The organism is Pseudomonas hygromyciniae (assembly GCF_016925675.1).
Taxonomy (GTDB): Bacteria; Pseudomonadota; Gammaproteobacteria; order Pseudomonadales; family Pseudomonadaceae; genus Aquipseudomonas; species Aquipseudomonas hygromyciniae.
The window spans coordinates 3,800,870-3,822,878 of record NZ_CP070506.1; the positions used below are offsets into that span (position 1 = coordinate 3,800,870).

The following is a 22,009-nucleotide window of genomic DNA, read 5'->3' on the forward strand; positions in this document are numbered from 1 at the left end:
ACGCCGGCGCCCTGGCCAAATGGCGACCACGGCACACACAGAAAAGGTGTTTTATTAGAGGGCGCGCACTTTGCAGCAGCCGGCGCGCCATGTCAAAGCACGACGTCGCAAACAGAATTCAATTGATCGTATGAATAAAGAAAAAAACCATGCGGCCGATACAACGGATCATCTCTGTCGTAACGAAAGGTTAAGGATCTCCATGTCGCTCAGGCAGCTGTCCATTCAATGGAAAATCACCCTCCTCGCCGGCCTTTGTCTGTTGGGGATCGTGACCCTGCTGGTGGGTCTTTCGCTGTATCGGATGGACCAGAGCTCACAACGGGTCCAGACCTCCAGCACGCAGATGCTCAATGTCGCGGCTCAATCGCGCATCGAAGCCCAGGGTGAAGTCCAGGCATTGGGCATCCGCCAGCAGTTTATGGACGCCTACCAATACGGCCATGGTTTCTCGCGCCAGGTGCTGTTTTTGCGGGAACAGGCCGAGAAACGCTTCCTCGATGCCTTTGACTTGCGTGAAGACCTGACCCGCCAAGTCAAGGCCGCGCTGCAGGCCAATCCGGATCTGCTGGGCCTGTCTCTGGTATTCGAAGCCAATGCCCTGGATGGCAAGGATGAGTTGTTTGCCGGCCAGCAAGAGCTGGGCAGTAACGAGAAGGGCCGCTTCGCCCTGTACTGGTCGCAGCCGACACCCGGTAAGCTGACCTCGATGGCACTGCCGGAAAGCGACATGTCCGACACCAGCATCGGCCCCAGCGGCGAAAAGGCCAACACCTGGTTCACCTGCCCGCGCACCACCCTCAAACCGTGCGTGATCGAACCGTACTTCTATGTGATCGACGGGCAGAACGTATTGCTCACCAGCATCGTGTTCCCCCTCACGGTCAATGGCAAAGTCATCGCCTCGCTGTCGGTGGACATCAACCTCAACAGCCTGCAGGCGGTCAGCCAGAATGCCAGCCGCAAGCTGTATGACGGCCAGACCAACGTCAGCATCATCAGCCCGGTGGGTTTGCTCGCCGGCTATAGCCCGGATGCGAGCAAGCTCAGCCAGCGCCTGGACAGCGTCGACACCACCAGCGGCGCACAACTGATCAGTGCCATGGCCAGCAGTACCCAGACCTACAGCCTACGCACCGGCCAGCAACTCAAGGTACTGGCGCCGTTCCAGCCAATCCCCGATGGCAAGTCCTGGGGCGTGTTGCTGGACGTGCCGGAAAAAGTCCTGATCGGCCCCGCCCAAGCCCTCAAGGCCGAACTGGATGCCGACAACACCAAAGGCACCTTGCTGGAACTGGGCCTGGGCTTGCTCGCCGCGATTGTCGGTTTGCTATTGGTATGGCTGATGGCCCGCAGCGTCACCCGGCCAATCCTCGGCGTGGCCCGCATGCTGGAGGATATCGCCAGCGGCGAAGGCGACCTGACCAGGCGCCTGGCCTACGACAAGCGCGACGAACTCGGTGAACTGGCCAGTTGGTTCAACCGTTTCCTCGACAAGCTGCAACCAATCATTGCCGAGGTCAAACGCTCGGTGCAGGACGCGCGCACCACCGCCGACCAATCGGCGGCGATTGCCAGCCAGACCAGTGCCGGCATGGAGCAGCAATACCGCCAAGTGGATCAGGTGGCCACCGCCTCCCACGAGATGAGCGCCACCGCCCAGGACGTCGCCCGCAGCGCCGCCCAGGCCGCACACGCCGCCCGGGATGCCGATCAGGCCACCCGCGACGGCCTGACCGTGATCGACCGCACCACCACCAGCATCGGCCACCTCGCCGCCGATATGAGTACGGCGATGACCCAGGTCGAAGGGCTGGCGGCCAATAGCGAGCAGATCGGTTCTGTGCTGGAAGTGATCCGCGCAATTGCCGAACAGACCAACCTGCTGGCCCTCAACGCCGCCATCGAAGCCGCCCGTGCCGGTGAGGCCGGGCGTGGCTTTGCAGTGGTCGCCGATGAGGTGCGCAACCTCGCACGGCGTACCCAGGAGTCGGTGGAAGAAACCCGCCAGGTGATCGAACAGTTACAAAACGGCACCCAGGAAGTGGTGAGCTCCATGAGCAACAGTCATCGCCAGGCCCAAGGCAGTGTCGAACAGGTCGGCCAGGCAGTGACGGCATTGCGCCAGATCGGCGATGCGGTGACGGTGATCAGCGACATGAACCTGCAGATCGCCAGCGCCGCCGAGCAACAAAGCGCAGTGGCCGAAGAGATCAACAGCAACGTGGCGACGATTCGTGACGTGACCGAGTCGCTGTCGGGCCAGGCCAATGAGTCGGCCCGGGTCAGCCAGACACTCAATAGCCTGGCCAATCAGCAACAGGGGTTGATGGATCAGTTCCGCGTCTGATGGCGATTTAAAGGGCGCGGGGCCTGGCGCCGGACGCAGGATCCAGCTCACAACTCCAGAGCTCCAACGCCGGCCGGCTCGCGTGTGGCGGGCCGAGCCAGGCGCTCAGCCACTCGCACTGCTGGTTGATACACAGTTGATAATCCCCCGCCTCAGGGGTGCGCCCCAAGCGCAGGGGTTGCAAGGGGGGCAGTTGACGCTGGTAATGCCAACTGCCCTCGCGCAGTTGGGCGCCGTCCGGAATTTCCATACCGGCCCCGGAACCCTTGACCCGCGCCTCACCCAGTACCAGCCCCGCAGGCGTTACGCGGTAATCCTCTTCCCAGCGCACTTTCTCAACGGTATGGGTCCAGGCGAGGGTGAAGGCTGGCGTGGGGACTTGTGCCCAGACTGCACCCGCCAAGCCCAGGCACAGGCCAATCACGCCGTGGCCACCCGAGCCCGGCGGGCGCGCCAGCAATGCTGCGCGATCAGCAGCGCCGCCAGGGCGAAGCCGATTTCATCGCTTAACGGCGTCGCCAGAATCAGGCTACCACCGGCGACCAAACCCAGCACGCGCTCCCACCCATTGAGTCGGGCCTGCAAGTAGCCGGTAAACGCCGCGCCCCAAATGCCGATGGCCAGTAACGCCTTGGCAACCACATACAGTGTGGCCAGCAGGCTATCGCCCTGCAGCATCAGCGCCGGCTCATACACCGCCATAAAGGGCACAACGAACCCGGCCACGGCGATGCGCACCGCCCAAAAGCTGATCTTCAGCCCGCTCTCCCTGGCAATCGGTGCGGCCGCGAAACAGGCCAGCGCCACCGGCGGCGTGAGGTCGGCCATGATGCCGAAATAGAACACGAACATATGCGACACAATCAGCGGCACGCCCAGGTCCAGGAGTGCCGGGGCAGCAATCGAGCTGGTGATGATGTAGTTGGGAATGGTCGGGATGCCCATGCCCAGCACCAGACAGGTGAGCATGGTGAGCACCAGCGAAAGGAACAGATTGTCCTGGCCGATAGCGAGGATGTAGCCGGCAAAGGTCGAGGCCACCCCGGTCAGCGACACCACCCCGATGATCACCCCCACCAGCGCGCAGGCGATGCCCACCGGCACGGCATGGCGTGCGCCTTCAACTAGGGCATGCAGGCAGATTGTCAGGGTGTCGCGGCCGCCCTTGATGAACCAGCACACCGCCACCAACAGCGCCACGACTCCAAACACCATGCCGATACCGAGCCGGAAGAAGCCCGCACACAGCACGCCCAGGACGATCCAGAAAACGAAACGCATGGCCGTGGACGATACCCGCAGGATGATCGCCGAGCCCAGGATGACGATGGAGGTCAGTGCCAGGCCGACCATGCCGGAGAACAACGGTGTGCGCCCGGAGAACAGCAGGTAGATCAGCACGAACAGCGGAATCAGCAGATACCAGCGCTGCTTCACCGACGCCCAGGGGTTGGGGCACTCCTCCTTGGGCAAGCCACGCAGGTTGGAGCGCTTGGCTTCCAGGTGAACCATCCAGAATACCGAGCCGAAGTACAGCAAGGCCGGAATCAGCGCGGCCTTGGCTACCTCGAAGAACGGCACGTTGATCGTCTCGGCCATGATAAAGGCCACCGCGCCCATGATCGGCGGCATGATCTGGCTACCCATCGACGAGGTCGCCTCCACGCCGCCGGCAAACGCCGATTTGTAGCCAAAGCGCTTCATCAAAGGGATGGTGAATTGGCCGGTGGTGACCACATTGGCCACCCCCGAACCGGTGATGGTGCCCATCAGTGCCGACGACACCACTGAAACCTTGGCTGGGCCACCGAGTTTATGGCCGAACAGGCCCATGGCGAAATCGGTGAAGAGCTTGATCATCCCGGCCTGTTCGAGGAACGCGCCGAACAAAATAAACAGGAAGATGTACGTGGCCGAAACGTAGGTCGGCGTGCCGTACAGCCCCTCGGTGCCAAAGGCCAGTTGGTTGACGACCTGGTCGATGGCATAGCCGCGGTGCATCAGGTCGCCCGGCAGGTACTGGCCAAACAGGCCGTAGACCAGGAACAGCGCACAGATCAGCGGCAAGGCAATGCCCATCACCCGCCGCGCCGCTTCAAACACCAGCACGATCAGCACCAGGCCGACGACCATGTCGCCGGTGGTCAAATCGCCGGAGCGCTGGATCAAATCCGCTTCGAAATACCACTGGTAGAACGCCGTACCCATCCCGACCAGCCCCAATAGCCAGGCCAGGGGCTGCCAGGGCTGTTCCTTGCCACGCGCCGGAAAGCACAGAAACACCACCAGTAGCAGAAAGCCCACGTGCACGGCCCGCAGAATCTGGCTGGAGACGGGATGGAAGGCAGCGGTGATAATTTGGAACACGGAAAATAACAGCGCGACATAGAACAGCGCTCGAGGCCAATCCCTGGGATTGGCGGCGAGGCTTTGGTCTTGCTCACTCATGCAGGTACTCCCTCGTTACAACGTCGATAGGCCAACAAAACCTGGCACGCGGTGTACGCAGGTTTTATTCACAGCCCATGCATGTGTCCGCAGCGATGGGTGCTGCACGCAGCACCCACCTGCCGCTTACAGGGCGCCCACTTCCTTGTAGAAGCGCTCGGCCCCCGGATGCAACGGGATCGGCAGGCCCTTGGCCGCGCCTTCCAGCTTGATATCCTTGGCGGCCGAGTGGGCGTTGCCCAGGCGATCGAGGTTGTCGAACATGAGTTTGGTCATCTGGTAGGCCACGTCATCGGATACGCCGTCATGGCTGACCAGGATATTGGTGATGGCCACGGTCGGTACATCGCTGTCCTGACCGTCGTAGGTGCCCGCCGGGATCACGGAGCCCAGGTAGGCGGCGTTGTCGATCTTGGCGGTGATATCGGCTGGAATGGCGACGAAGGTGATCGGCAGGGTCGCGGCCAGGTCGCGGATCGCGGCCATGCCCAGGCCCGAGGACTGCAAGGTGGCATCCAACTGACGGTTCTTGATTAACTCAACCGATTCGGCATACGGCAGAAACTCGACCTTGCCCATGTCTTCATAGCTCAGGCCAGCCGCCTTGAAGATCGCGCGGGCGTTGAGCTCGGTGCCGGATTTCGGTGCGCCGACGGAGATGCGCTTGTTTTTCAGGTCGGCCAGGGTGGTGATGCCTGACTCCTTGCTGGCGACGATCTGAATGTAGTTCGGGTAAGTGCCGGCAATCGCCCGCAGTTTCTTCAGTGGAGCCTTGAAGCCGGCGTCTTCCACGCCGTTCCAGGCATCGGCGACCGAATCGCCAAGGGCAAAGGCCAACTCACCGCGACCGGCTTGCAGCAGGTTGAGGTTTTCCACTGACGCCTTGGTGGCCTGCACCGAAGTCTTCGACCCTTCGATACCGTTGCTGTACAGCTGTGACAGGCCCACGCCAATGGGGGTAATACACGCCGCTGGTGCCACCGGTCAGCACGTTGATAAATGTGGGGGCGGCGAGTGCCGCAGTACTTGCGGCAAAGGCTGCGGCAGCAGCAAACACACTGAAACGCTTGGTCATTCGCATGGGAGTCGCCTTTTATCTTTCTTATTGGGTACCGAGCAATCGAGCGCCCGACTGACAAGTGCTCTGACAGATACCAGGCCTTGCAAGGGGAAAAACCTGCTCGGCATGGCTAGCCAGTTGGTTGTTATAAGCGAAATGCTCCCGGCCAGGCGCCACAAGAAAAGTCTTGTTGCAAATCTCTACACATCGACAGCCAGGTACCAATCAGACCTGGCGTCGAGGCAACTCGATCAGCACCTTGAGCCCCCCCAACTCACTCTCATGCAACTGCAAAGTGCCACCCCACACCTCGACAATATCCCGCACGATCCCCAACCCCAGGCCATGGCCATCGGTCTGCTCATCCAGGCGGGTCCCACGGCTGAACACTTGGCTGCGCTGGGCCTCGGGAATCCCTGGCCCGTCATCCTCGACCCGCAGCTCAAAACAGTGGGGCGCCTCGTCAATGCTCACCCGCACCTCGGCATCCGCCCATTTGCAGGCGTTGTCCAGCAGGTTGCCCAAAAGCTCCAACAGGTCTTCGCGGTCCCATGGCAGTTGCAGGCCGGGGCGCACGTGGTAGCTCAGGTCCAGGTGCTCGCCGTGGATCATGTTCAGGGTCGCCAGCAGGCCGGGCAGTTCGCTGTCGCAGTCGAACAGCGCGCCGGGCAGGGTTTCGCCGGCCAGGCGCGCGCGGTTCAGTTCGCGGTTGAGCCGTTGCTGCACCTGCTGCAACTGCTCGCGCAACAACTTGGCCAATTGCGGCTGGTCCTTGAGCTGCTCGCTGGACGCCACACTCAACAGCACTGCCAGGGGCGTCTTCAAGGCGTGGCCGAGGTTGCCCAGGGCATTGCGCGAGCGTTTGAGGCTGTCTTCGGTATGGGCCAGCAGGTGATTGATCTGAGCCACCAGCGGCTCCAGTTCCACCGGCACTTGGGTGTCCAACTGCGAGCGCTGGCCTTGCTGCAACTGCGCGATCTGCTCGCGGGCGGTTTCCAGCGGGCGCAGGGCCCGGCGCACGGTGACCCGTTGCAGCAGCAAGATCAGGAGCAACGCCGCCAGCCCGAGGACCAGGCCGACCTGGCGCATCAGGCGGAAACTCTCGCGCACCGGTGTGTAGTCCTGGGCCACGCTGATGGAGATCGCCTGGCCAAAACGTTTGTAGTCCGAGCGCAATATCAACAATTGCTGGCCTTCCGGGCCCAACTGCAGATTGCCCTGCAAGCCGGCCTGGGGCAGTTGCGGCAGTTCCTGGTCCCACAGGGAGCGGGAGCGCCAGTGGTTGTCGCTGAAGTCGATACGAAAATAATGCCCGGAGAACGGGCGTTGATAGGCCGGTGACAAGCGCTGTTCATCCAGTTGTAAGCCACCGGGGCCACGCACCAGGGCCACCAGCAGGTTTTCACTGTCGTTGCGCAGGCCCGACTCCAGATAGCGCTGCAAACCCATTTCGAACAACCACAGGCTGGTTTGCGCCAGCACCAGGCCGACGATCACCATTACGCTGATCAGCCCCAGGCTCAAGCGCCGCTGGATCGACCTCACGTGGGGCTGGCGCCAAAGCGATAACCCTGGCCGCGCCGGGTTTCAATCACGCTGCGCCCCAGCTTGCGGCGCAAATGATTGACGTGCACTTCGAGGACGTTGGAGTCGCGCTCGGTTTCACCATCGTACAAATGCTCGGCCAGATGGCTTTTGGACAGGATCTGCTCGGGATGCAGCATGAAGTAGCGCAACAAGCGAAACTCGGCAGCAGTCAATTGCACCTCGGCGCCGTCGCGCATCACACACTGGCGGCCTTCATCCAGATGCAGGCCGGCGGCCTGCAACGTCGGCTGGTTGACCTGGCCGTGGGAGCGGCGCAACAACGCCTGAATGCGCAGGTACAACTCCTCGGGGTGGAACGGCTTGCTCAGATAATCGTCGGCCCCAGCCTTGAGCCCTTCGATGCGCTCGGCCCAAGAGTCGCGGGCGGTGAGGATCAACACCGGGGTCGCCAGGGCGGCGGCGCGCCATTGGCTCAACACCTCAAGCCCCGGCAGGCCGGGCAAGCCCAGATCGAGGATGATCAGGTCATACGGCTCGCTGCGTCCCTGATACACCGCGTCACGCCCGTCCGCCAGCCAATCCACGGCATACCCCTGGGCTTTGAGCCCGGCCAGCAATTCATCGGCCAGGGGCACGTGGTCTTCCACCAGAAGCAGGCGCATCAGTCATCTTCCTCGTCTTTAAGCAGCGCACCCGTGGTCGCGTCCAGTTTGATTTCTCGGACCACGCCATCGGTGGTCACCAACTCTACTTCATAGACGTAGCTGCCGTGTTTGCTCTCAAGCTCAGCCTCCAGCAACCGGGACCCGGGATGCCGCGCCATGGCCTGCTGCAGCAGTTGCTCAAGGGACAGGATCACCCCTTGCTGGCGCAGCGCCAGGGCTTCGTCCTGATTGAGGTCCCGGGCAGCCACTACCGAGCAAAAGGCCAGGAGCACCAGCGCCAGTCGACTGCCGGTGCGTAGATTTACCTTCATTACGTATCCTGATGATCCTTGAGAACTTGCCCGGTCACAGCGTCCAATTCCACGTCCCACTCGACACCTTGGGCATCGCGCAGGTCGACCTGGTAAATGTATTTGCCGTACTCCTGCTCGAGCTCGGTCTCATGCACAGTGCCACCGGGATGTTTGGCCAGGGCTGCAGCGTTGAGCTTCTCGAACGACTGGATGGTACCAGCGTCACGCAATTTCAGCGCTTCATCCGGTCCCAGGTCCCGGGCCTGAGCCAGGCCGGTGGTGAGGGCGATGATACTGGCGGCGATAACGGCTGTGAGGTTTTTCATGATGATTCTCCATTTCCGGATGTTTTGCCTACGCCCCCCACAGTACGGATCGCAACTTAACTGAAACTGAATTGCCACTATGGCAATTGTCCCACAACACCTTGCCAGGCCCCCGGGCAAATTTCCTATACTGCCCTGCTCGCCTGCACAGAGATCGGTATGACCGCCATCCACATCAAGTTCCCAGCCCTGACGCTCAAGGCTGGCCAGCGCGCCTTTGCACGCATTCGCGAACAGGGCCTGCAGCCTGCCGACGTGGGCATTCTGCCCGGCGCGGCCGGGGGGCCCAAGGCCTTGGGCATTCAGGGCCTGGACCTGGCGCTGTTCGGTGACTGGCTGGCGCGTGCGCCCCGCGAGCGCTCGCTGATTGGTGCCTCCATCGGTTCCTGGCGCTTTGCCAGCGCCTGCCTGCCAGACCCGGTACAAGGCCTGCTCGACCTCGGTCGCTTGTACAACGAGCAACGCTTTGCCAAGGGCGTGACCATGGCTGAGGTCAGCCAAAGCTGCCAGCGCATGCTCGATGACCTGTTGGCCGGGCGCGATGCGACGCTGCTGGATAACCCGCACTATCGCCTGAATATCGTGGTCGTTAAAAGTCATGGCCTGCTGGCCGACGATCACCGTGGCCGCCTGGGCCTGGGCCTGTCCTCGGTAATCGCCGACAACCTGCGCGGCCGTGCGCGCCTGTCCCGGCATTTTGAGCGACTGATCATCCACGACCCGCGCCAGGCGCCACCACTGCACCCGCTCAAGGATTTCCCTTCGCGCTTCCTCGACCTGGAACTGGGCAACCTGCGCCAGGCATTGCTGGCGTCCGGCTCGATCCCCATGGTCATGCAAGGTGTGCGCGACTTGCCGGGCGCCGGTGCCGGCACCTATCGCGATGGCGGCCTGCTGGACTACCACCTCGACCTGCCCTACCACGGCGATGACATCGTGCTGTACCCGCACTTCACCGACCGGGTCATCCCCGGCTGGTTCGACAAGAGCCTGCCGTGGCGGCGCAGCAACCCGCAGGGTTTGCAGGATGTGTTGCTATTGGCCCCCTCACGGGAGTACCTGGCTCGCCTGCCCTACGGCAAATTGCCGGATCGCAGCGACTTCAAGCGCTTTGTGGGGGATGACGCCCGACGCAATCAGTACTGGCAAACCGCAATGAGTGAAAGCCAGCGGCTGGGTGATGAGTTCCTCGAACTGGCCGATAACGGCCGATTGGGTGAGCGCCTGATTGCCCTGTGAGTCAACTTGATTGCCACCTCGACCGATTAGAGATGCAAGCGACGAACACAAAAGCATTATTTAACCAAGACCATCATTATTCGTTTGGACGTCATGATGGCGGAGAAAAAGATCCGCTCCAATCAGCTTGCAGAAGCCATTAGAATGAAGGAAACCAATCTGTCGCTATTGAAAAACGGAAAGATCAAAGGCTTTAAACTCGAACCCAGAACACGCTATGTATCGCTCTGGATTGCCAGCCCGGCGATTTACTGGAGTTCGAGAGCGAAGAAAGCTAGGCCTTGGGCTGCGCTGTAGAACACTGATCAATTTAATACGGACTCCCCTCTATGAAACCCATTAGGCTCTTGGGCCTCTTCACGGTTGCCCTGATTACCGGCGGCTGCAGCAACGGTAGTTTCAACCCGTCCTCGTTCAAGGTTTATGAACCAGGCACGCAGTTTGGCAACCGCCAAGGTTCTTCTTTCTGGTTGGATACTCCCTGCCCTAAACGTGGCTGCGATAACAACAAGTTGTTCTTCAATCCAGCCCATCAAGAATCGACCATGGAACGATACAATCATGGGTTCTAATCGCCGAATAATGTGTGGCCTTGGTTTGTTCCTGCTGCTGGCAGTGGGCCCAGCAAGCGCACAAGACTTGCCCAATCTCTCGCTGCTCACGCGGTATGGCGTCACCGAGGATCAGTTGCCAGCCGCCCCTGCCGACCTGGCACTGAACATCGAGCCGACGAATAGCCGGTTTGAAATCAAGCCCGAGCGACCATTGATCCGGGTGGAAAAAAACGGTGACCTGGTATCTGAAACCACCGGCAACATCAGCATTGATAACGCGGCGGCCCAAGGCCAGGTGCAGTGTGCCCGTGCACTCGCAGAGTTGCAGCGGCGAGGGTCGCAGTACTCACTGCCGTGTGGGGACGGGGTCAAGGTCAGTACAACGTTGTGGTCCCAGGAATAACCGCGCTTGATACACGCCACCAGGTCGCCCCTTAAAACAGGTTAGAATGCGCGCCAAGTCGGTCGCCCGGGCCCATCAAGCGCCCACCCGACATCGCACACCGCCCTAGAAACTCCTGCCTTACAGGTCATACCGTGGAAATTTTCAAAGAATTCACCTTCGAGTCCGCCCACCGCTTGCCTCACGTCCCCGAAGGCCATAAATGCGGGCGCCTGCATGGTCACTCCTTCAAGGTGGCCATCCATCTGAGCGGCGACCTTGATCCGCATACCGGCTGGATCCGTGACTTCTCGGAGATCAAGGCGATTTTCAAGCCGCTCTATGAGCGCCTCGACCACAACTACCTCAACGACATCCCCGGCCTGGAAAACCCAACCAGCGAAGTGCTGGCCAAGTGGATCTGGAACGAGTTGAAGCCGTTGCTGCCGGAACTTAGCGCCATTCGTATCCATGAGACCTGCACCAGTGGCTGTATTTATCGCGGTGAGTAAGTCCTTGCATAGCCAGGCTGTTTGAACGGCCGCTCGAGGTGATCTTTGAGGCGCCCTAGGCGTAAGGGTTTGCGTTCCATAATCACAGCGATTAAAACCGAACTTCGCCGCAATTCAAGGAGCCAAATCATGGAATCCACCTGGCTGGCACAGGCCAAGCGCCTGCAGGCATTGGCCTCCACCGCGTTGCACTTTTGCAAGAATGAATTTGACCGCGAGCACCTTGAGGAAATTGCCCAGATCGCTCATTCGATGCTCGCACAGTTGGGTAACGTTCCTCTGGAAAGCATTACTGGCCTAGTCTCGGACTTCGCCCAACGCTACTCGACCCCATTGATTGACGTAAGGGGCGCTGTGATAGAAGGCGACCGTATCCTGCTGGTGCGCGAAGCAACCGATGGATGCTGGGCGCTCCCCGGTGGATTTGCGGATGTTGGGTTGTCTGCCGCCGAGAACGTGATCAAAGAAATTCACGAAGAAGCCGGACTGACTGTCACCGCACAAGCGCTCTACAGCGTTACTCACAAGGCCAAAGGCTTGTATACGCCCGATGTTAGGGACTTCTACAAGTTGTACTTCCTCTGCGAACGAACCTATCAGTCCGCTCCCACGGCTGGGCTGGAAACCACCGACGTCGGCTTCTTCCGCCTCGACGAACTCCCGCCCCTGTCACGCGGCCGCACCATCGAGAGTGATCTTGAAGCAGCCTTCGCCTTTCACCGCGGCGAAATCACCCAGACCCTGTTCGACTGACACCCCGGCACGGTGATCCAATTTGTATCACCGCTGCACCGCTTTCGCGCCTGACTGGGCACAACCGACAAGCAATCCCCTCTTCCTGCCACGCCAGCCCCTGAATAGTGTGCAACCTGCACAGCGCCCACCGTGCAGCCGTCACTGCTCTGCAGTTGGCACGCCCGCTGCAATAGGCCCTGGGTCACTCACAGGGGAACGGCACATGACGCAGAACGAACCGGGCAACGATTACCCTCTCAGCGAAGTGCCCATGCATGCACGCAAGGGCCTTGGCTCCACGGCCATGGTGTTGCTGGGCTTCACCTTTTTTACCGCGACCATGTTCGCCGGCGGCAAGCTGGGGGTGGCCTTCAGTTTTACCCAGATGCTCGGTGTCGTGGCCCTGGGTAACCTGCTGTTGGGTATCTACGCCGCAGGCCTGGGTTACATCGCCTTCAAGAGCGGCTTGAACTCAGTGCTGATGGGGCGGTTCTGCTTTGGCGAAGTGGGTAGCAAGTTGAGTGACCTGATCCTGGGTTTCACCCAGATAGGCTGGTACGCCTGGGGCACAGCCACGGCGGCCGTGGTACTGGGCAAATATTTCGAACTGGGCCAGGGCAGCGTGCTGGCGCTGATGGTTGTGTTCGGCCTGGTGTTCTGCGCTACGGCCTACGTGGGCTATCGTGGCCTGGAAATCCTCTCTTACATCGCGGTCCCGGCCATGGGCCTGCTGTTGCTGCTGTCGATGTGGGTGGCCACGGTAAAAGTCGGGGGGCTGGAAGGTTTGCTCGCCGTGGTGCCCAGCGGTGCGTTGGATTTGTCCACGGCCATTACCCTGGTATTCGGCACCTTTGTCAGTGGTGCAACCCAGGCCACCAACTGGACGCGCTTTTCCCGCTCGGCCAAGGTGGCAGTCCTGGCCAGCCTGATTGGCTTTTTTATCGGCAACGGCCTGATGGTGCTGATCGGGGCCTACGGTGCCATCGTCTATCAACAACCGGATGTGGTGGAAGTGTTGCTGCTGCAAGGTTTCGCCATGGCTGCGATGGCCATGCTGCTGCTCAATATCTGGAGTACCCAGGACAACACCATCTACAACTTCGCTGTCGCCGGCTGCAACCTGCTGCGCACCAAACGCCGCAAGACCGTCACGCTGGTCGGCGCCGTGATCGGCACCCTGCTCGCCTTGCTGGGCATGTACGACATGCTGGTGCCCTATCTGATTTTGCTGGGCACCGTGATTCCACCGATTGGAGGGGTGATCATGGCCGACTTCTTCTATCGCTATCGCGGTCAGTACCCTCGGCTGGCGGAGGTGCGTTTGCCAGCGTTCAATTGGCCGGGGCTGATTGCCTATGCAGTCGGTACGGTGCTGGCGTTCAGTTCGCCGTGGGTCGCGCCCTTGGTGGGGATTGTCGCCGCGGCTGCCACCTACATCTTGCTTACCGCCGTCCTGCGGGTGCGGGTGCCATTGGCTGACGCCCAGGCATGAGCCTGACCGTAGCGGATGTGCTGGCCCTGCCGGGGCTGGAATCCATGACCCTGCGGGCCGGTCGCGCAGGCCTGGACAATGGCGTGCGCTGGCCTTATGTGGCCGAGAACAGCGGCATTGCAGAGTGGGTGCTGGGCGGCGAACTGGTGTTCATCACCGGCATCAACCACCCGCGTGATGAGGCCAACCTCCTGCGTCTGCTGGACGAAGCCTGCTCGCGGCGCGTCGCCGGCCTGGTGATCCTGACCGGCCCGGATTACATCCAGGGGATTGCCCCGGGGTTGCTGCAAGCCGCCGACGCCGCCGGGATGCCTCTGATCGAACAACCGTACTCGCTGAAAATGGTGCTGGTGACCCAGGCCATTGGCTCCGCGCTGATCGAGTCCGAGCAGTTGGGGCGTTCGCGGCATGAGGTGCTGGAACGCCTGTTGGCGGGGGACTACCAATCCCTCGACCTGCTATTGCATCGCGCCAGCCAACTGGGTATGCCGCTGGCCGGACACTGGCAAGTGGCGCAGTTGCAACTGGTGGGTGGCGACGCGTTATTTGCGCAAACCGTGGCTGGCGAGGCCGAAGCACAACTGGCCCGCCAGCACGAGGCCATTACCCGCCGATTGCGCCAGTTCGCTGCCGAGCATCCCTCACCCTTGCCAGTACTCGGCAGGGCTGGGCAATGGACCTTGCTGCTGCCGGCCACCGATGATCACCGGCAACGCCTGGCAAATTGGTTGAGGCCGCTGAACCTGCGTTTGGCCCCGCTGAAGCTATGCATCGGCTTGAGCGCGGCAAAACATCCGCCCGCCGGCCTCGCCCAGGCACTGGACGAAGCTCGCCAGGCACTGGTGGTCGCCCGGCGCTTTGGCGAGCATGCCGGGGTCTGTGTCTATGATGAGCTAGGGGTGTTGAAGCTACTGTGCGCAGTACGCGATCGCGGGCTGCTCGACCAGTTCCTCCATGAGCGCCTGGGGCCGCTGCTGCGCCATGACCAGCGCCACGGCCCCAGCCTGATGCCGACCCTGCAAGCCTGGTTCCTGGACAATGGTAACCTTGTGGCTGCTGCCCAGCGGTTGGCGGTCCACCGCAACACCCTGACCCATCGCGTCCAGCGTATCGAGGCCCTGTGCGGGCTGTCGCTGGACAATCCCAATGACCGCCTGGACATCGGCGTCGCGCTGATGATCTGGCGGCTGTCTGCCTGATTGCTTTTTGCCCAAGAGGAACCTGCCCATGCATATCATCAATGCCCGCCTGCGCAACCGTGAAGGCCTGCATGATCTGCACCTGGAACATGGCCGGATCGCCAGTATTACGCCACAAACAGCCACGCCGCCCATGGGGCCGGACGACCTGGATGCCGCGGGTAACCTGGTGGTACCACCCTTTGTCGAGCCGCATATCCACCTTGATGCCACCCTCACTGCCGGCGAGCCGCGCTGGAATATGAGCGGGACGCTGTTTGAAGGGATCGAATGCTGGGGCGAACGCAAGGCCACCATCACCCAGGAAGACACCAAGACCCGCGCCAAACAGACCATCCAGGCCCTGGCGGCCCATGGTATCCAGCATGTGCGCACCCACGTAGACGTCACCGACCCGGACTTGACGGCGCTCAAGGCCATGCTCGAAGTGCGCCAGGAGAGCAGCCACCTGATCGACCTGCAGATCGTGGCATTCCCCCAGGAAGGCATCGAGTCCTACCGCAATGGCCGTGAACTGATGGAAGAAGCCATTCGCCTCGGCGCCGATGTGGTGGGTGGTATTCCCCATTTCGAATACACCCGCGACCAAGGGGTGAGCTCGGTCAAGTTCCTCATGGACCTGGCCGAACGCACGGGCTGCCTGGTCGACGTGCATTGCGATGAAACCGACGACCCGCACTCGCGTTTTCTCGAGGTACTGGCCGAAGAGGCCCGCAGTCGCGACATGGGCAGCCGGGTCACCGCCAGCCACACCACGGCCATGGGTTCCTACGACAATGCCTACTGCGCAAAACTGTTCCGTCTGTTGGGGCACTCTGGCATCAGCTTTGTTTCCTGCCCAACCGAAAGCATTCACTTACAGGGCCGTTTCGACAGTTTCCCGAAACGCCGGGGCGTGACCCGGGTCAACGAGCTGTTGGAAGCCGGCATGAACGTGTGCTTCGGCCAGGACTCCATCGTCGATCCCTGGTACCCACTGGGCAACGGCAATATTCTGCGGGTACTCGAAGCCGGGCTGCATATCTGCCATATGCTCGGCTACAGCAACCTGCAAAGAGCACTGGACCTTGTCACCGACAACAGCGCCAAGGCCATGGCCCTGGGCGATCGCTACGGCCTGGAGCCGGGGCGACCGGCCAACCTGCTGATTCTCTCGGCTGACAGCGACTACGAGGTCATTCGCAGCCAAGGCCTGGCGCTGTATTCGATCCGCAACGGCAAGGTGTTGATGAAGCGCCAGCTGGCGCAGGTGGCCTTTTTGTAGAGCCTTTGGCTAAACGATCGAGTCGAGGTCCAAAGGCTGGCCTTTGCCATGCTCGTCATGCGGGGCCGGCGGGATGCTTGCCACTTGTGATAACTCACGGTTTTCCCGGTGGCTGAACCAGCGCTTGAGGCTGGCCGGCAAGTTTGCACCCTGCGCATGGCTGCCATAGACATCACGCGCTTGCAGGCGTCGCCACCGCAAGCTTTCCAGGCGTTGGCGACTGACTTGCAAGCGGTCGATTTCAGCGGCCAAGCCATCGTAGTGCTCATGGCTACGCCCGTTCGCCGGCCGGCGACGGTGCAGTTCCAACTGTTTGTCCTGCAATTGGCGTCCCATGGTGCCCAGGGCGTGATCGATCAATGCGTACTCCCGCGCCGTCACGAGGGAGCCGCGGTTATCCAGGGTTTGTTGCCAGCGACGCAAGGTGGCCCAGGCTGCCGGCACGTAGCTGCTGACCATGAAGTGTTGGCTGGCCTGAAACAGTTGCTTGATCAGGTTATCGCGCTCGGGCATGTCGCCGTTCAGGTACAAGGCGCGATTGCATCCCGCCTCCTCCAGAGACTCACATCCCGGCTTCCACAGCACCGATGAATGCGTTCCATCCGGGAGCAGGATCGGCATGAAGTGTTGTTGCTCGCCGTGGTGCCAGTAAGGATTGCCCCCGATACGTACCAGGCCTGCCGCAAACAGCAGGCCTGCGGGCGCGGGGGCGCTGAACAACGTTACCGCGCCGGGAACCCAGAGTTTGGCCGTGGTGTTCATCCACGGTGCCGGCACGCTGGGAACCGGGTCATTGTGGTTGACGATACGGTGATGAACCAGGTCAGCCGCGCCCCCGGTAAATTCGGCGTCGGCAGCGCGTGGAGCACCGTAGGTGTATAGGAGCACGTTGTAGTCGGCATCTTTGACCCGGCGCAGTCCCTCTGCCAGCAGCAGGGCGATTGCCCCTCCCAGGCTATGGCCGCAGATCACAATGCGTTGCCCGCTGTAGAACTGATCGAGGTAGCGCAGCACGAATTCGCGCATGGCACGATAGGCCTGATAAAAACCTTCATGGGCCTTGCCGATGCCGTCCGCGAACGGCACCTGGTGGGCGTTTGCATCACGCAGGCCATCAGCGGCACTGGCCGTACCCCGTACCGAAATCAGCACAACCTCATCGTGATGGCTGATAAAGGCCTGGGTATCAGTACCCTGCTCTTCATCATCGAAAAAGTGCAGGTTCGCCGGATGCTCCTGCTCACCCAAAAGCTTCGGGCTGTTTTGCGGATACAACTGGGGATCGAAGGGCAGTATCTCGAAACGTCGGGAATAGGCGACTTCCTCATACAGCGGGTAAAACCGTTGTACTTGCCCTGCGTCGACCCTCCAGGCTTGCTCATACCCCGAGAGTTTTTCAGCAAACAGATGGCCGATGCTGGGGTCCAGGGGGAAACGGACTTCATCTTGCGGCTGGGTTGCCGGCTCCTGGCCAAAACGGCAGTAACTCAAGGTCGCCATCAATGCCAGTTGGTACAGGTTCAAGGCACAGAACCCATCCTCGGTGGACAGCATCGGGCGTAACGCTCGCAAGGGTCGGACTTCCAGCACGCTGTGCTGGTTGGGGAACAGCACCACACCCGATAATGCAGGCTGCGGCGGACCGAATCCGAGGTCGGCCATCATTTTCAGGGCATGGCGTCGGGGGGCGTAAGACCGGGGCGCAGGAGGCGGTAAATGGGCGGTATGGCGGACGAGGTCGCGGACTTCGACTTGGTAGAAACGATTCGCTTGCTCCTGGGCCGGATTTTGCTCGACCCGCAGGCCGTCATTGCGCACAAATCGAGTATGTTCAGCTCGAAATTGAAGCTCGGTGATAGGTAAGGGGTAGTGATCTCGCGCTTGCAATACTCCGTGATAATCAGCTCCAGATGACTCATGAACCGCCTCGAAAGTCAGAACCAATGGGCCTCTGTATTGGTTGGCCAGCTTCACATAGCCATCACCGTCCAAGCGCCCAATGTGCCGCTGTCCGTTACTATCCAGGACCGAATAAGCAAGCCCTCCATAGGCCTTCCCGTTGCCGGTTTCATCAACCAGGGAAAAACTCAGCCAACATCCACGTAACGGACAAGCCGGCATTTTTTCGCTGAAAAACGGTACCTTCCATTCTTCGATAGCCATAGCTGAATATCCTTATTCAGTACAGGTTGGGTAAACATTGCACTCACGCCCGTCAGGCATCTTGAAAGGCCTGAAAGTGGGAGCATCCTTCGCGCAAAAACCATATTGATCGGCCATACTTTTCCCTAGACAACGCTTCCACCCGTGAGGGAAACGGATCCAGGTATTCCCCATGTAAGGTCTCTCTTCGTTCGTAACCTCCATCACCAAGCTAAGTGTGTTTCCTGCTAGTTGATCGCGCGGCACTACGCCACCTGCCTGCATCCTCTGCAATTGCCCCTCGTTGTCCAGCGAGTTGCATTTAAGAATCTTCCTGATGGCATGTTGTGACCCGAGGGTACGAAACAACCACTGACACCGCCCTTTCAACTCCAAAGTCTCCAACCCAGGCGCCTCCCCTCCTGAACGGTCCTGAAAGTAGATCGCCGCAATATCCCCCCCAATATCCGTATCCCGCGTTCCCCACCGTGCATAAAAATCAAACTCCACGCTGCGCAACACCAACGGGCAACCGTCTACCGTTTCAGTCAGCGGCAGGTCCTGGGTCACGCGGCTGGCCGCCGGGTTATATGCCACGCTAAAGATCTTGCGCTCCGGCCTTTTGCCTCGACGTGCAGGCAACGTGCAGCTTTCGCCAGCCGCGGGGCTGTAATTGGCCGCGCTTTTAAAACGAAAGTTGGCAGGCAGTTCCACCTGCAAGGTAAAACGCTCAGCGGGCACCCTTGCACATCCCGCCATCCACACCATGCCCACTACCAGTAATGCACCGTACGCCCGCTTACTCATGTTTTTCCCTCAAGCTGTGCCACTGGGCCAACACCCGTGAAAAGTGATCTGCCGGCGCTTCCCCCGCCAACGGCTGCCACCGGATCAAACAGGGCCCCGTCGCTTCCTCCAACCGGCGCACCACCAAAAATTCCAATTGTTGCGCCCCGCGCCATTGCCAGGTGCGAGCCTGTTCCAGTACCTGGGCCAGCCATATCCTTGGGTCCTGGAATTCAACCAATGCCGCCAGGCTTTCGCCGTGTTCAGCCAGCAGGTAACGCAAGATATTGGCGTGCAGAATGGCCGAGGACTGGGGATTGGGAATGTCGAGCCAAGGGGCGGGATCGGGTACCGGGTACTTGCCCGGCGCAGGGTTGCTGGCACTGCACCATTGGTCTTCATACCAGTAGCACACACTGATCAGCGGCCCGAGATAGGCCGGTCGCTGCGCTATCGGCAAACAGGCCAGTGCACGTGCCAGGGTACGGTTGTCGTGGAAACGGTACAGGGCCTGATCGCCCGGCGGTCCCACCAGCATTCGCGCGTGCCAATGCTCGATGACGCCACCCAGATCCGTGTCGGGCAAGCTGCCCAGCCAACCCCAGTTCACCTGTGGGCGCTCCAGCAAGCCCACCAGGGCAGGTTCACCGAGTTGCTCCACCAGCAGGATCACTGGCCCTACAGCGGCCAGTGCCGCCACTGCGCTCCCAGCGTAGACGCTGCGACATTGCGCCAGATTGCGGGACGCCATCAACGACAGGCGTGCCTCGCTGCTGCCCTCAAGGATCAAACACAGGCGTCGCCCTGCCTGCTGCTGTTGGGCCATCCATTGGCCTGGCATCAGCGCCATCACGCGACCCTCCCGATATCACACTCACCTTCACGGCAGCGCTCGCATACCGGACAAAAATCCGCATCCAGTTGCCTTGCCCAGTGCATGATTTCGCCCTGAACCACTGAAATAGAGGGACCGCTGGTGGCACGCGGCGGCGATGACGGGTTATCGCCCGGCCCCAAGGGATTGGCCGAACGCGTAGCCGCTGGCGCGCCACCAAGGGTGATGGGGCGGCTGCTGAAAATTCCGCCGGCCTGGATCAGCAGGTGTTCGCCTCCGGCCTTGAAACTCAACTGCGCACCCGCGTCGATCACCAGGCTGGCGCCCGCTTTGAGATGGATCTGTTGTCCCGCCTCGACCACCAGGGTCTGACCGATATAGGCCTGGCTGTCGCCCTTTACCTGGAGGTGATCGCCAGCCCCGATCAGGACTTTGCGATTGCCGCGAACGTCGCGGTGCTCCTCGCTTTCCAGGTACGCCGTGCTCAAGCCGCGAATGGTTTCGCGCCGCTCGCCACCGACTTCCAGGTGGCAGTCGTGACCCACCTGCTGCTGCAGGTCCCGTTGGGCCCGCAGGTAGATGAGCTCTTTACCCAGACGGTCCTCCAGATGCAGTTCGTTGGCACCGGCGCCACCGGGAGAACTGCGGCTGCGCAATACGCTGCGGGTCTTGTGTTGCGGTAACGGATAAGGGGGCAGATGCCGCGCATTGGGCAGGCAACCGTTGATCAAAGGCCGGTCAGGATCACCGTCCAGGAAAGTCACCAGCACTTCCATGCCGACCCGGGGCGTCATGATCGCGCCAAAGCCGTCACCCGCCCACCCGGAGGACACTCGCACCCAGCAGCTGCTTTTGTCACTCATCGTGTCCAACCGATCCCAGTGAAACCGCACCTTCACCCGACCATAGGCGTCACAGTGCACCTCCTCGCCCACCGGCCCCGTCACGGTGGCCGTCTGACTACCGGTGATCGTCGGCTAGGGGTGCTTGAGCGCCGGGCGGTGGACCGCGCGCCACGGTGTGGCGTTGAAGCGGTTGCGATAGCCCTGGAACACTTCACTGCCAGGCATCGCCTCTTCCAGCACCTGTGGTTGATACCCCTCGTGACGCACTGAGGTCAGCAGCCACAAGTCATTGCAGGAGGACTGCGGGTGATCGCTCAACGGCAGGAAATGGCCACTGCACAATGCCGGTTGATCACTCTTGCCCAAGGCCCGGCAATGGTCGCGCTGATGGCGCTCCAGGCTGCGACGGGCCAGTTGCACGCCGCGTGCCCGACCCGTAAAACCTGCGGGGTAGTGATAGTCCTCAAGAGGTAGCACCGATGGCGCCCCGGCTTGCTCTTGCAGGCGCCGCGAAGGATGCTCGAAGTCATGGTCACGACGCACGACCTGGCGGCTACGGGTTGCCAGGCGCACATCGAAGCGCTGGATGACTCGCGCCTCGGCCTCTGGCCCGCTGGCAGGGCGATAACGCTGTGCAGGCAAACGGCGAAACACCGTCTGGTCATCACCAAATACCAGTAGATGAGCGTCCGGGCTGTGGCGAAAGTGGTAGTGAATCCCCTCTTCTTCACACAGCCGCTGGATAAAGTGCAGGTCGGTCTCTGCGTATTGCACACAGAACGTACGTGGCGGATAGACCACCGGGCCCAATTCGAAGGCATACGCGTCGGCCAGGATACCGTGGCGTTCGAGTACGGCCGCGATAATCTGCGGCACGCTGCGTTGTTGAAAGATGCGTAGGTCACGACGGTGTTCCAGCCACGCCAGGCGCGGCGCCAGGGTCAGCCGGTAAAGGGTGAGCCGAGCCCCGGGGTCATCGCGACCGACCGCATACACCTGCCCATGCAGGCCTTCGCCCGCTTCGCCGAAACCCAGGTATGCCGGCTGGTGCAGCAATGCTTCCAGATCAAGGCCAGGGTTTTCGCTGACCAACTGCACCTCGATGAAGTAGGGCTGATCAAGGGCTTCGTGGCCTTTGAATGCCAGGACTTGAAAGTCGTTCTCCACACTGTGCAGGACAAATTTGAAACGTGACGAAACAAGCGCATTAACCATCCGTTGTTACCCGCCGTCCGCTATCTGACTGAAATACTCCCCCCCGCCAAGCTAAAGCCCGCAGCCAAAGAAAGTGCCTGAATGCTCTTAAAGATTAGCGAGATCCGCGAACATTCGGC

18 protein-coding genes and 3 pseudogenes are annotated in these 22,009 nt (G+C 61.0%); 9 read left to right on the forward strand and 12 right to left on the reverse strand.

Annotated features, from left to right (window positions below):
- The first annotated feature begins 202 nt into the window (after positions 1-202).
- Positions 203-2,350 carry a methyl-accepting chemotaxis protein gene (locus tag JTY93_RS30280; RefSeq protein WP_205476685.1) on the forward strand — a complete coding sequence of 716 codons (2,148 nt, stop codon included), beginning with the start codon at positions 203-205 and terminating at the stop codon, positions 2,348-2,350.
- Between the two features lie 7 nt (positions 2,351-2,357).
- On the opposite strand, the gene JTY93_RS16765 is transcribed toward JTY93_RS30280, so the two are convergent.
- From JTY93_RS16765 to JTY93_RS16795, 7 genes and pseudogenes are all read right to left on the reverse strand, one after another.
- Entirely contained in the window at positions 2,358-2,774 is a 417-nt protein-coding gene (locus JTY93_RS16765) for a DUF1850 domain-containing protein (RefSeq protein ID WP_205476686.1), read from the reverse strand.
- Complete coding sequence (locus JTY93_RS16770; protein WP_205476687.1) at positions 2,771-4,798, reverse strand: TRAP transporter permease; 2,028 nt, start codon at positions 4,796-4,798, stop codon at positions 2,771-2,773. The genes JTY93_RS16765 and JTY93_RS16770 overlap by 4 nt, the downstream gene beginning before the upstream one ends.
- A gap of 126 nt (positions 4,799-4,924) precedes the next feature.
- A pseudogene (locus JTY93_RS16775) lies at positions 4,925-5,879 on the reverse strand (TAXI family TRAP transporter solute-binding subunit).
- A 204-nt stretch (positions 5,880-6,083) separates the two neighbouring features.
- On the reverse strand, positions 6,084-7,403 hold the full coding sequence (locus JTY93_RS16780) for a sensor histidine kinase (RefSeq protein ID WP_205476689.1): 1,320 nt from the start codon (positions 7,401-7,403) through the stop codon (positions 6,084-6,086).
- Positions 7,400-8,068, reverse strand: a complete 669-nt coding sequence (locus JTY93_RS16785; protein ID WP_169994871.1) for a response regulator transcription factor — start codon at positions 8,066-8,068, stop codon at positions 7,400-7,402. Before JTY93_RS16785 ends, JTY93_RS16780 begins: the two co-directional genes overlap by 4 nt.
- Positions 8,068-8,382, reverse strand: coding sequence for a PepSY domain-containing protein (locus JTY93_RS16790; RefSeq protein WP_169994872.1), 315 nt, complete (start codon positions 8,380-8,382; stop codon positions 8,068-8,070). The genes JTY93_RS16785 and JTY93_RS16790 overlap by 1 nt, the downstream gene beginning before the upstream one ends.
- Positions 8,382-8,690 (reverse strand): PepSY domain-containing protein, encoded by a 309-nt coding sequence (locus tag JTY93_RS16795; RefSeq protein ID WP_205476690.1) that lies wholly within the window; start codon positions 8,688-8,690, stop codon positions 8,382-8,384. Before JTY93_RS16795 ends, JTY93_RS16790 begins: the two co-directional genes overlap by 1 nt.
- 159 nt (positions 8,691-8,849) lie before the next feature.
- Here JTY93_RS16795 and JTY93_RS16800 point away from each other — a divergent pair, with 159 nt between their 5' ends.
- Entirely contained in the window at positions 8,850-9,929 is a 1,080-nt protein-coding gene (locus JTY93_RS16800) for a patatin-like phospholipase domain-containing protein (protein WP_092238909.1), read from the forward strand.
- 93 nt (positions 9,930-10,022) lie between these two features.
- A pseudogene (locus tag JTY93_RS16805) lies at positions 10,023-10,207 on the forward strand (helix-turn-helix domain-containing protein).
- 27 nt (positions 10,208-10,234) lie between these two features.
- Here the strand turns inward: JTY93_RS16805 and JTY93_RS16810 are convergent.
- A complete protein-coding gene (locus JTY93_RS16810) occupies positions 10,235-10,492 on the reverse strand; it encodes a hypothetical protein (protein ID WP_169994876.1) in 258 nt (85 codons plus the stop codon).
- Positions 10,493-10,568: 76 nt separating this feature from the next.
- Between JTY93_RS16810 and JTY93_RS16815 the strand changes: the two genes are divergently transcribed.
- The 6 genes from JTY93_RS16815 (at position 10,569) to codA (ending at position 16,067) form a co-directional block, all read left to right on the forward strand.
- Positions 10,569-10,886: a hypothetical protein gene (locus tag JTY93_RS16815; RefSeq protein ID WP_205518887.1), complete on the forward strand. Its 318-nt coding sequence runs from the start codon at positions 10,569-10,571 to the stop codon at positions 10,884-10,886.
- 134 nt (positions 10,887-11,020) lie between these two features.
- Positions 11,021-11,377 (forward strand): 6-carboxytetrahydropterin synthase QueD, encoded by a 357-nt coding sequence (gene queD / locus JTY93_RS16820; RefSeq protein ID WP_003190259.1) that lies wholly within the window; start codon positions 11,021-11,023, stop codon positions 11,375-11,377.
- A gap of 129 nt (positions 11,378-11,506) precedes the next feature.
- Positions 11,507-12,130: an NUDIX hydrolase gene (locus JTY93_RS16825; RefSeq protein WP_205476692.1), complete on the forward strand. Its 624-nt coding sequence runs from the start codon at positions 11,507-11,509 to the stop codon at positions 12,128-12,130.
- A 205-nt stretch (positions 12,131-12,335) separates the two neighbouring features.
- Positions 12,336-13,604 carry a cytosine permease gene (gene codB / locus JTY93_RS16830; RefSeq protein ID WP_205476693.1) on the forward strand — a complete coding sequence of 423 codons (1,269 nt, stop codon included), beginning with the start codon at positions 12,336-12,338 and terminating at the stop codon, positions 13,602-13,604.
- Complete coding sequence (locus JTY93_RS16835; RefSeq protein ID WP_205476694.1) at positions 13,601-14,803, forward strand: PucR family transcriptional regulator; 1,203 nt, start codon at positions 13,601-13,603, stop codon at positions 14,801-14,803. Before codB ends, JTY93_RS16835 begins: the two co-directional genes overlap by 4 nt.
- Positions 14,804-14,831: 28 nt before the next feature.
- Positions 14,832-16,067, forward strand: a complete 1,236-nt coding sequence (gene codA, locus JTY93_RS16840; protein ID WP_205476695.1) for a cytosine deaminase — start codon at positions 14,832-14,834, stop codon at positions 16,065-16,067.
- A 9-nt stretch (positions 16,068-16,076) separates the two neighbouring features.
- Here codA and JTY93_RS16845 read toward each other — a convergent pair whose 3' ends face one another.
- From JTY93_RS16845 to JTY93_RS16860, 4 genes and pseudogenes are all read right to left on the reverse strand, one after another.
- A complete protein-coding gene (locus tag JTY93_RS16845) occupies positions 16,077-18,230 on the reverse strand; it encodes a lipase family protein (RefSeq protein WP_205476696.1) in 2,154 nt (717 codons plus the stop codon).
- 12 nt (positions 18,231-18,242) lie between these two features.
- On the reverse strand, positions 18,243-19,016 hold the full coding sequence (locus JTY93_RS16850) for a hypothetical protein (RefSeq protein WP_205476697.1): 774 nt from the start codon (positions 19,014-19,016) through the stop codon (positions 18,243-18,245).
- Entirely contained in the window at positions 19,009-19,845 is an 837-nt protein-coding gene (locus tag JTY93_RS16855; RefSeq protein ID WP_205476698.1) for a DUF4123 domain-containing protein, read from the reverse strand. Before JTY93_RS16855 ends, JTY93_RS16850 begins: the two co-directional genes overlap by 8 nt.
- A pseudogene (locus tag JTY93_RS16860) lies at positions 19,845-21,890 on the reverse strand (type VI secretion system Vgr family protein). Before JTY93_RS16860 ends, JTY93_RS16855 begins: the two are co-directional and overlap by 1 nt.
- Positions 21,891-22,009 lie beyond the last annotated feature (119 nt).

Coding starts and splice junctions, on each gene's coding strand:
- JTY93_RS30280 (WP_205476685.1), top strand. CDS start 203: ATGTCGCTCAGGCAGCTGTCCATTCAATGGAAAATCACCCTCCTCGCC.
- JTY93_RS16770 (WP_205476687.1), bottom strand. CDS start 4,798: ATGAGTGAGCAAGACCAAAGCCTCGCCGCCAATCCCAGGGATTGGCCT.
- JTY93_RS16785 (WP_169994871.1), bottom strand. CDS start 8,068: ATGCGCCTGCTTCTGGTGGAAGACCACGTGCCCCTGGCCGATGAATTG.
- JTY93_RS16790 (WP_169994872.1), bottom strand. CDS start 8,382: ATGAAGGTAAATCTACGCACCGGCAGTCGACTGGCGCTGGTGCTCCTG.
- JTY93_RS16795 (WP_205476690.1), bottom strand. CDS start 8,690: ATGAAAAACCTCACAGCCGTTATCGCCGCCAGTATCATCGCCCTCACC.
- JTY93_RS16800 (WP_092238909.1), top strand. CDS start 8,850: ATGACCGCCATCCACATCAAGTTCCCAGCCCTGACGCTCAAGGCTGGC.
- JTY93_RS16810 (WP_169994876.1), bottom strand. CDS start 10,492: ATGATTGTATCGTTCCATGGTCGATTCTTGATGGGCTGGATTGAAGAA.
- JTY93_RS16825 (WP_205476692.1), top strand. CDS start 11,507: ATGGAATCCACCTGGCTGGCACAGGCCAAGCGCCTGCAGGCATTGGCC.
- codB (WP_205476693.1), top strand. CDS start 12,336: ATGACGCAGAACGAACCGGGCAACGATTACCCTCTCAGCGAAGTGCCC.
- JTY93_RS16835 (WP_205476694.1), top strand. CDS start 13,601: ATGAGCCTGACCGTAGCGGATGTGCTGGCCCTGCCGGGGCTGGAATCC.
- codA (WP_205476695.1), top strand. CDS start 14,832: ATGCATATCATCAATGCCCGCCTGCGCAACCGTGAAGGCCTGCATGAT.
- JTY93_RS16845 (WP_205476696.1), bottom strand. CDS start 18,230: ATGGCTATCGAAGAATGGAAGGTACCGTTTTTCAGCGAAAAAATGCCG.
- JTY93_RS16850 (WP_205476697.1), bottom strand. CDS start 19,016: ATGAGTAAGCGGGCGTACGGTGCATTACTGGTAGTGGGCATGGTGTGG.
- JTY93_RS16855 (WP_205476698.1), bottom strand. CDS start 19,845: ATGGCGCTGATGCCAGGCCAATGGATGGCCCAACAGCAGCAGGCAGGG.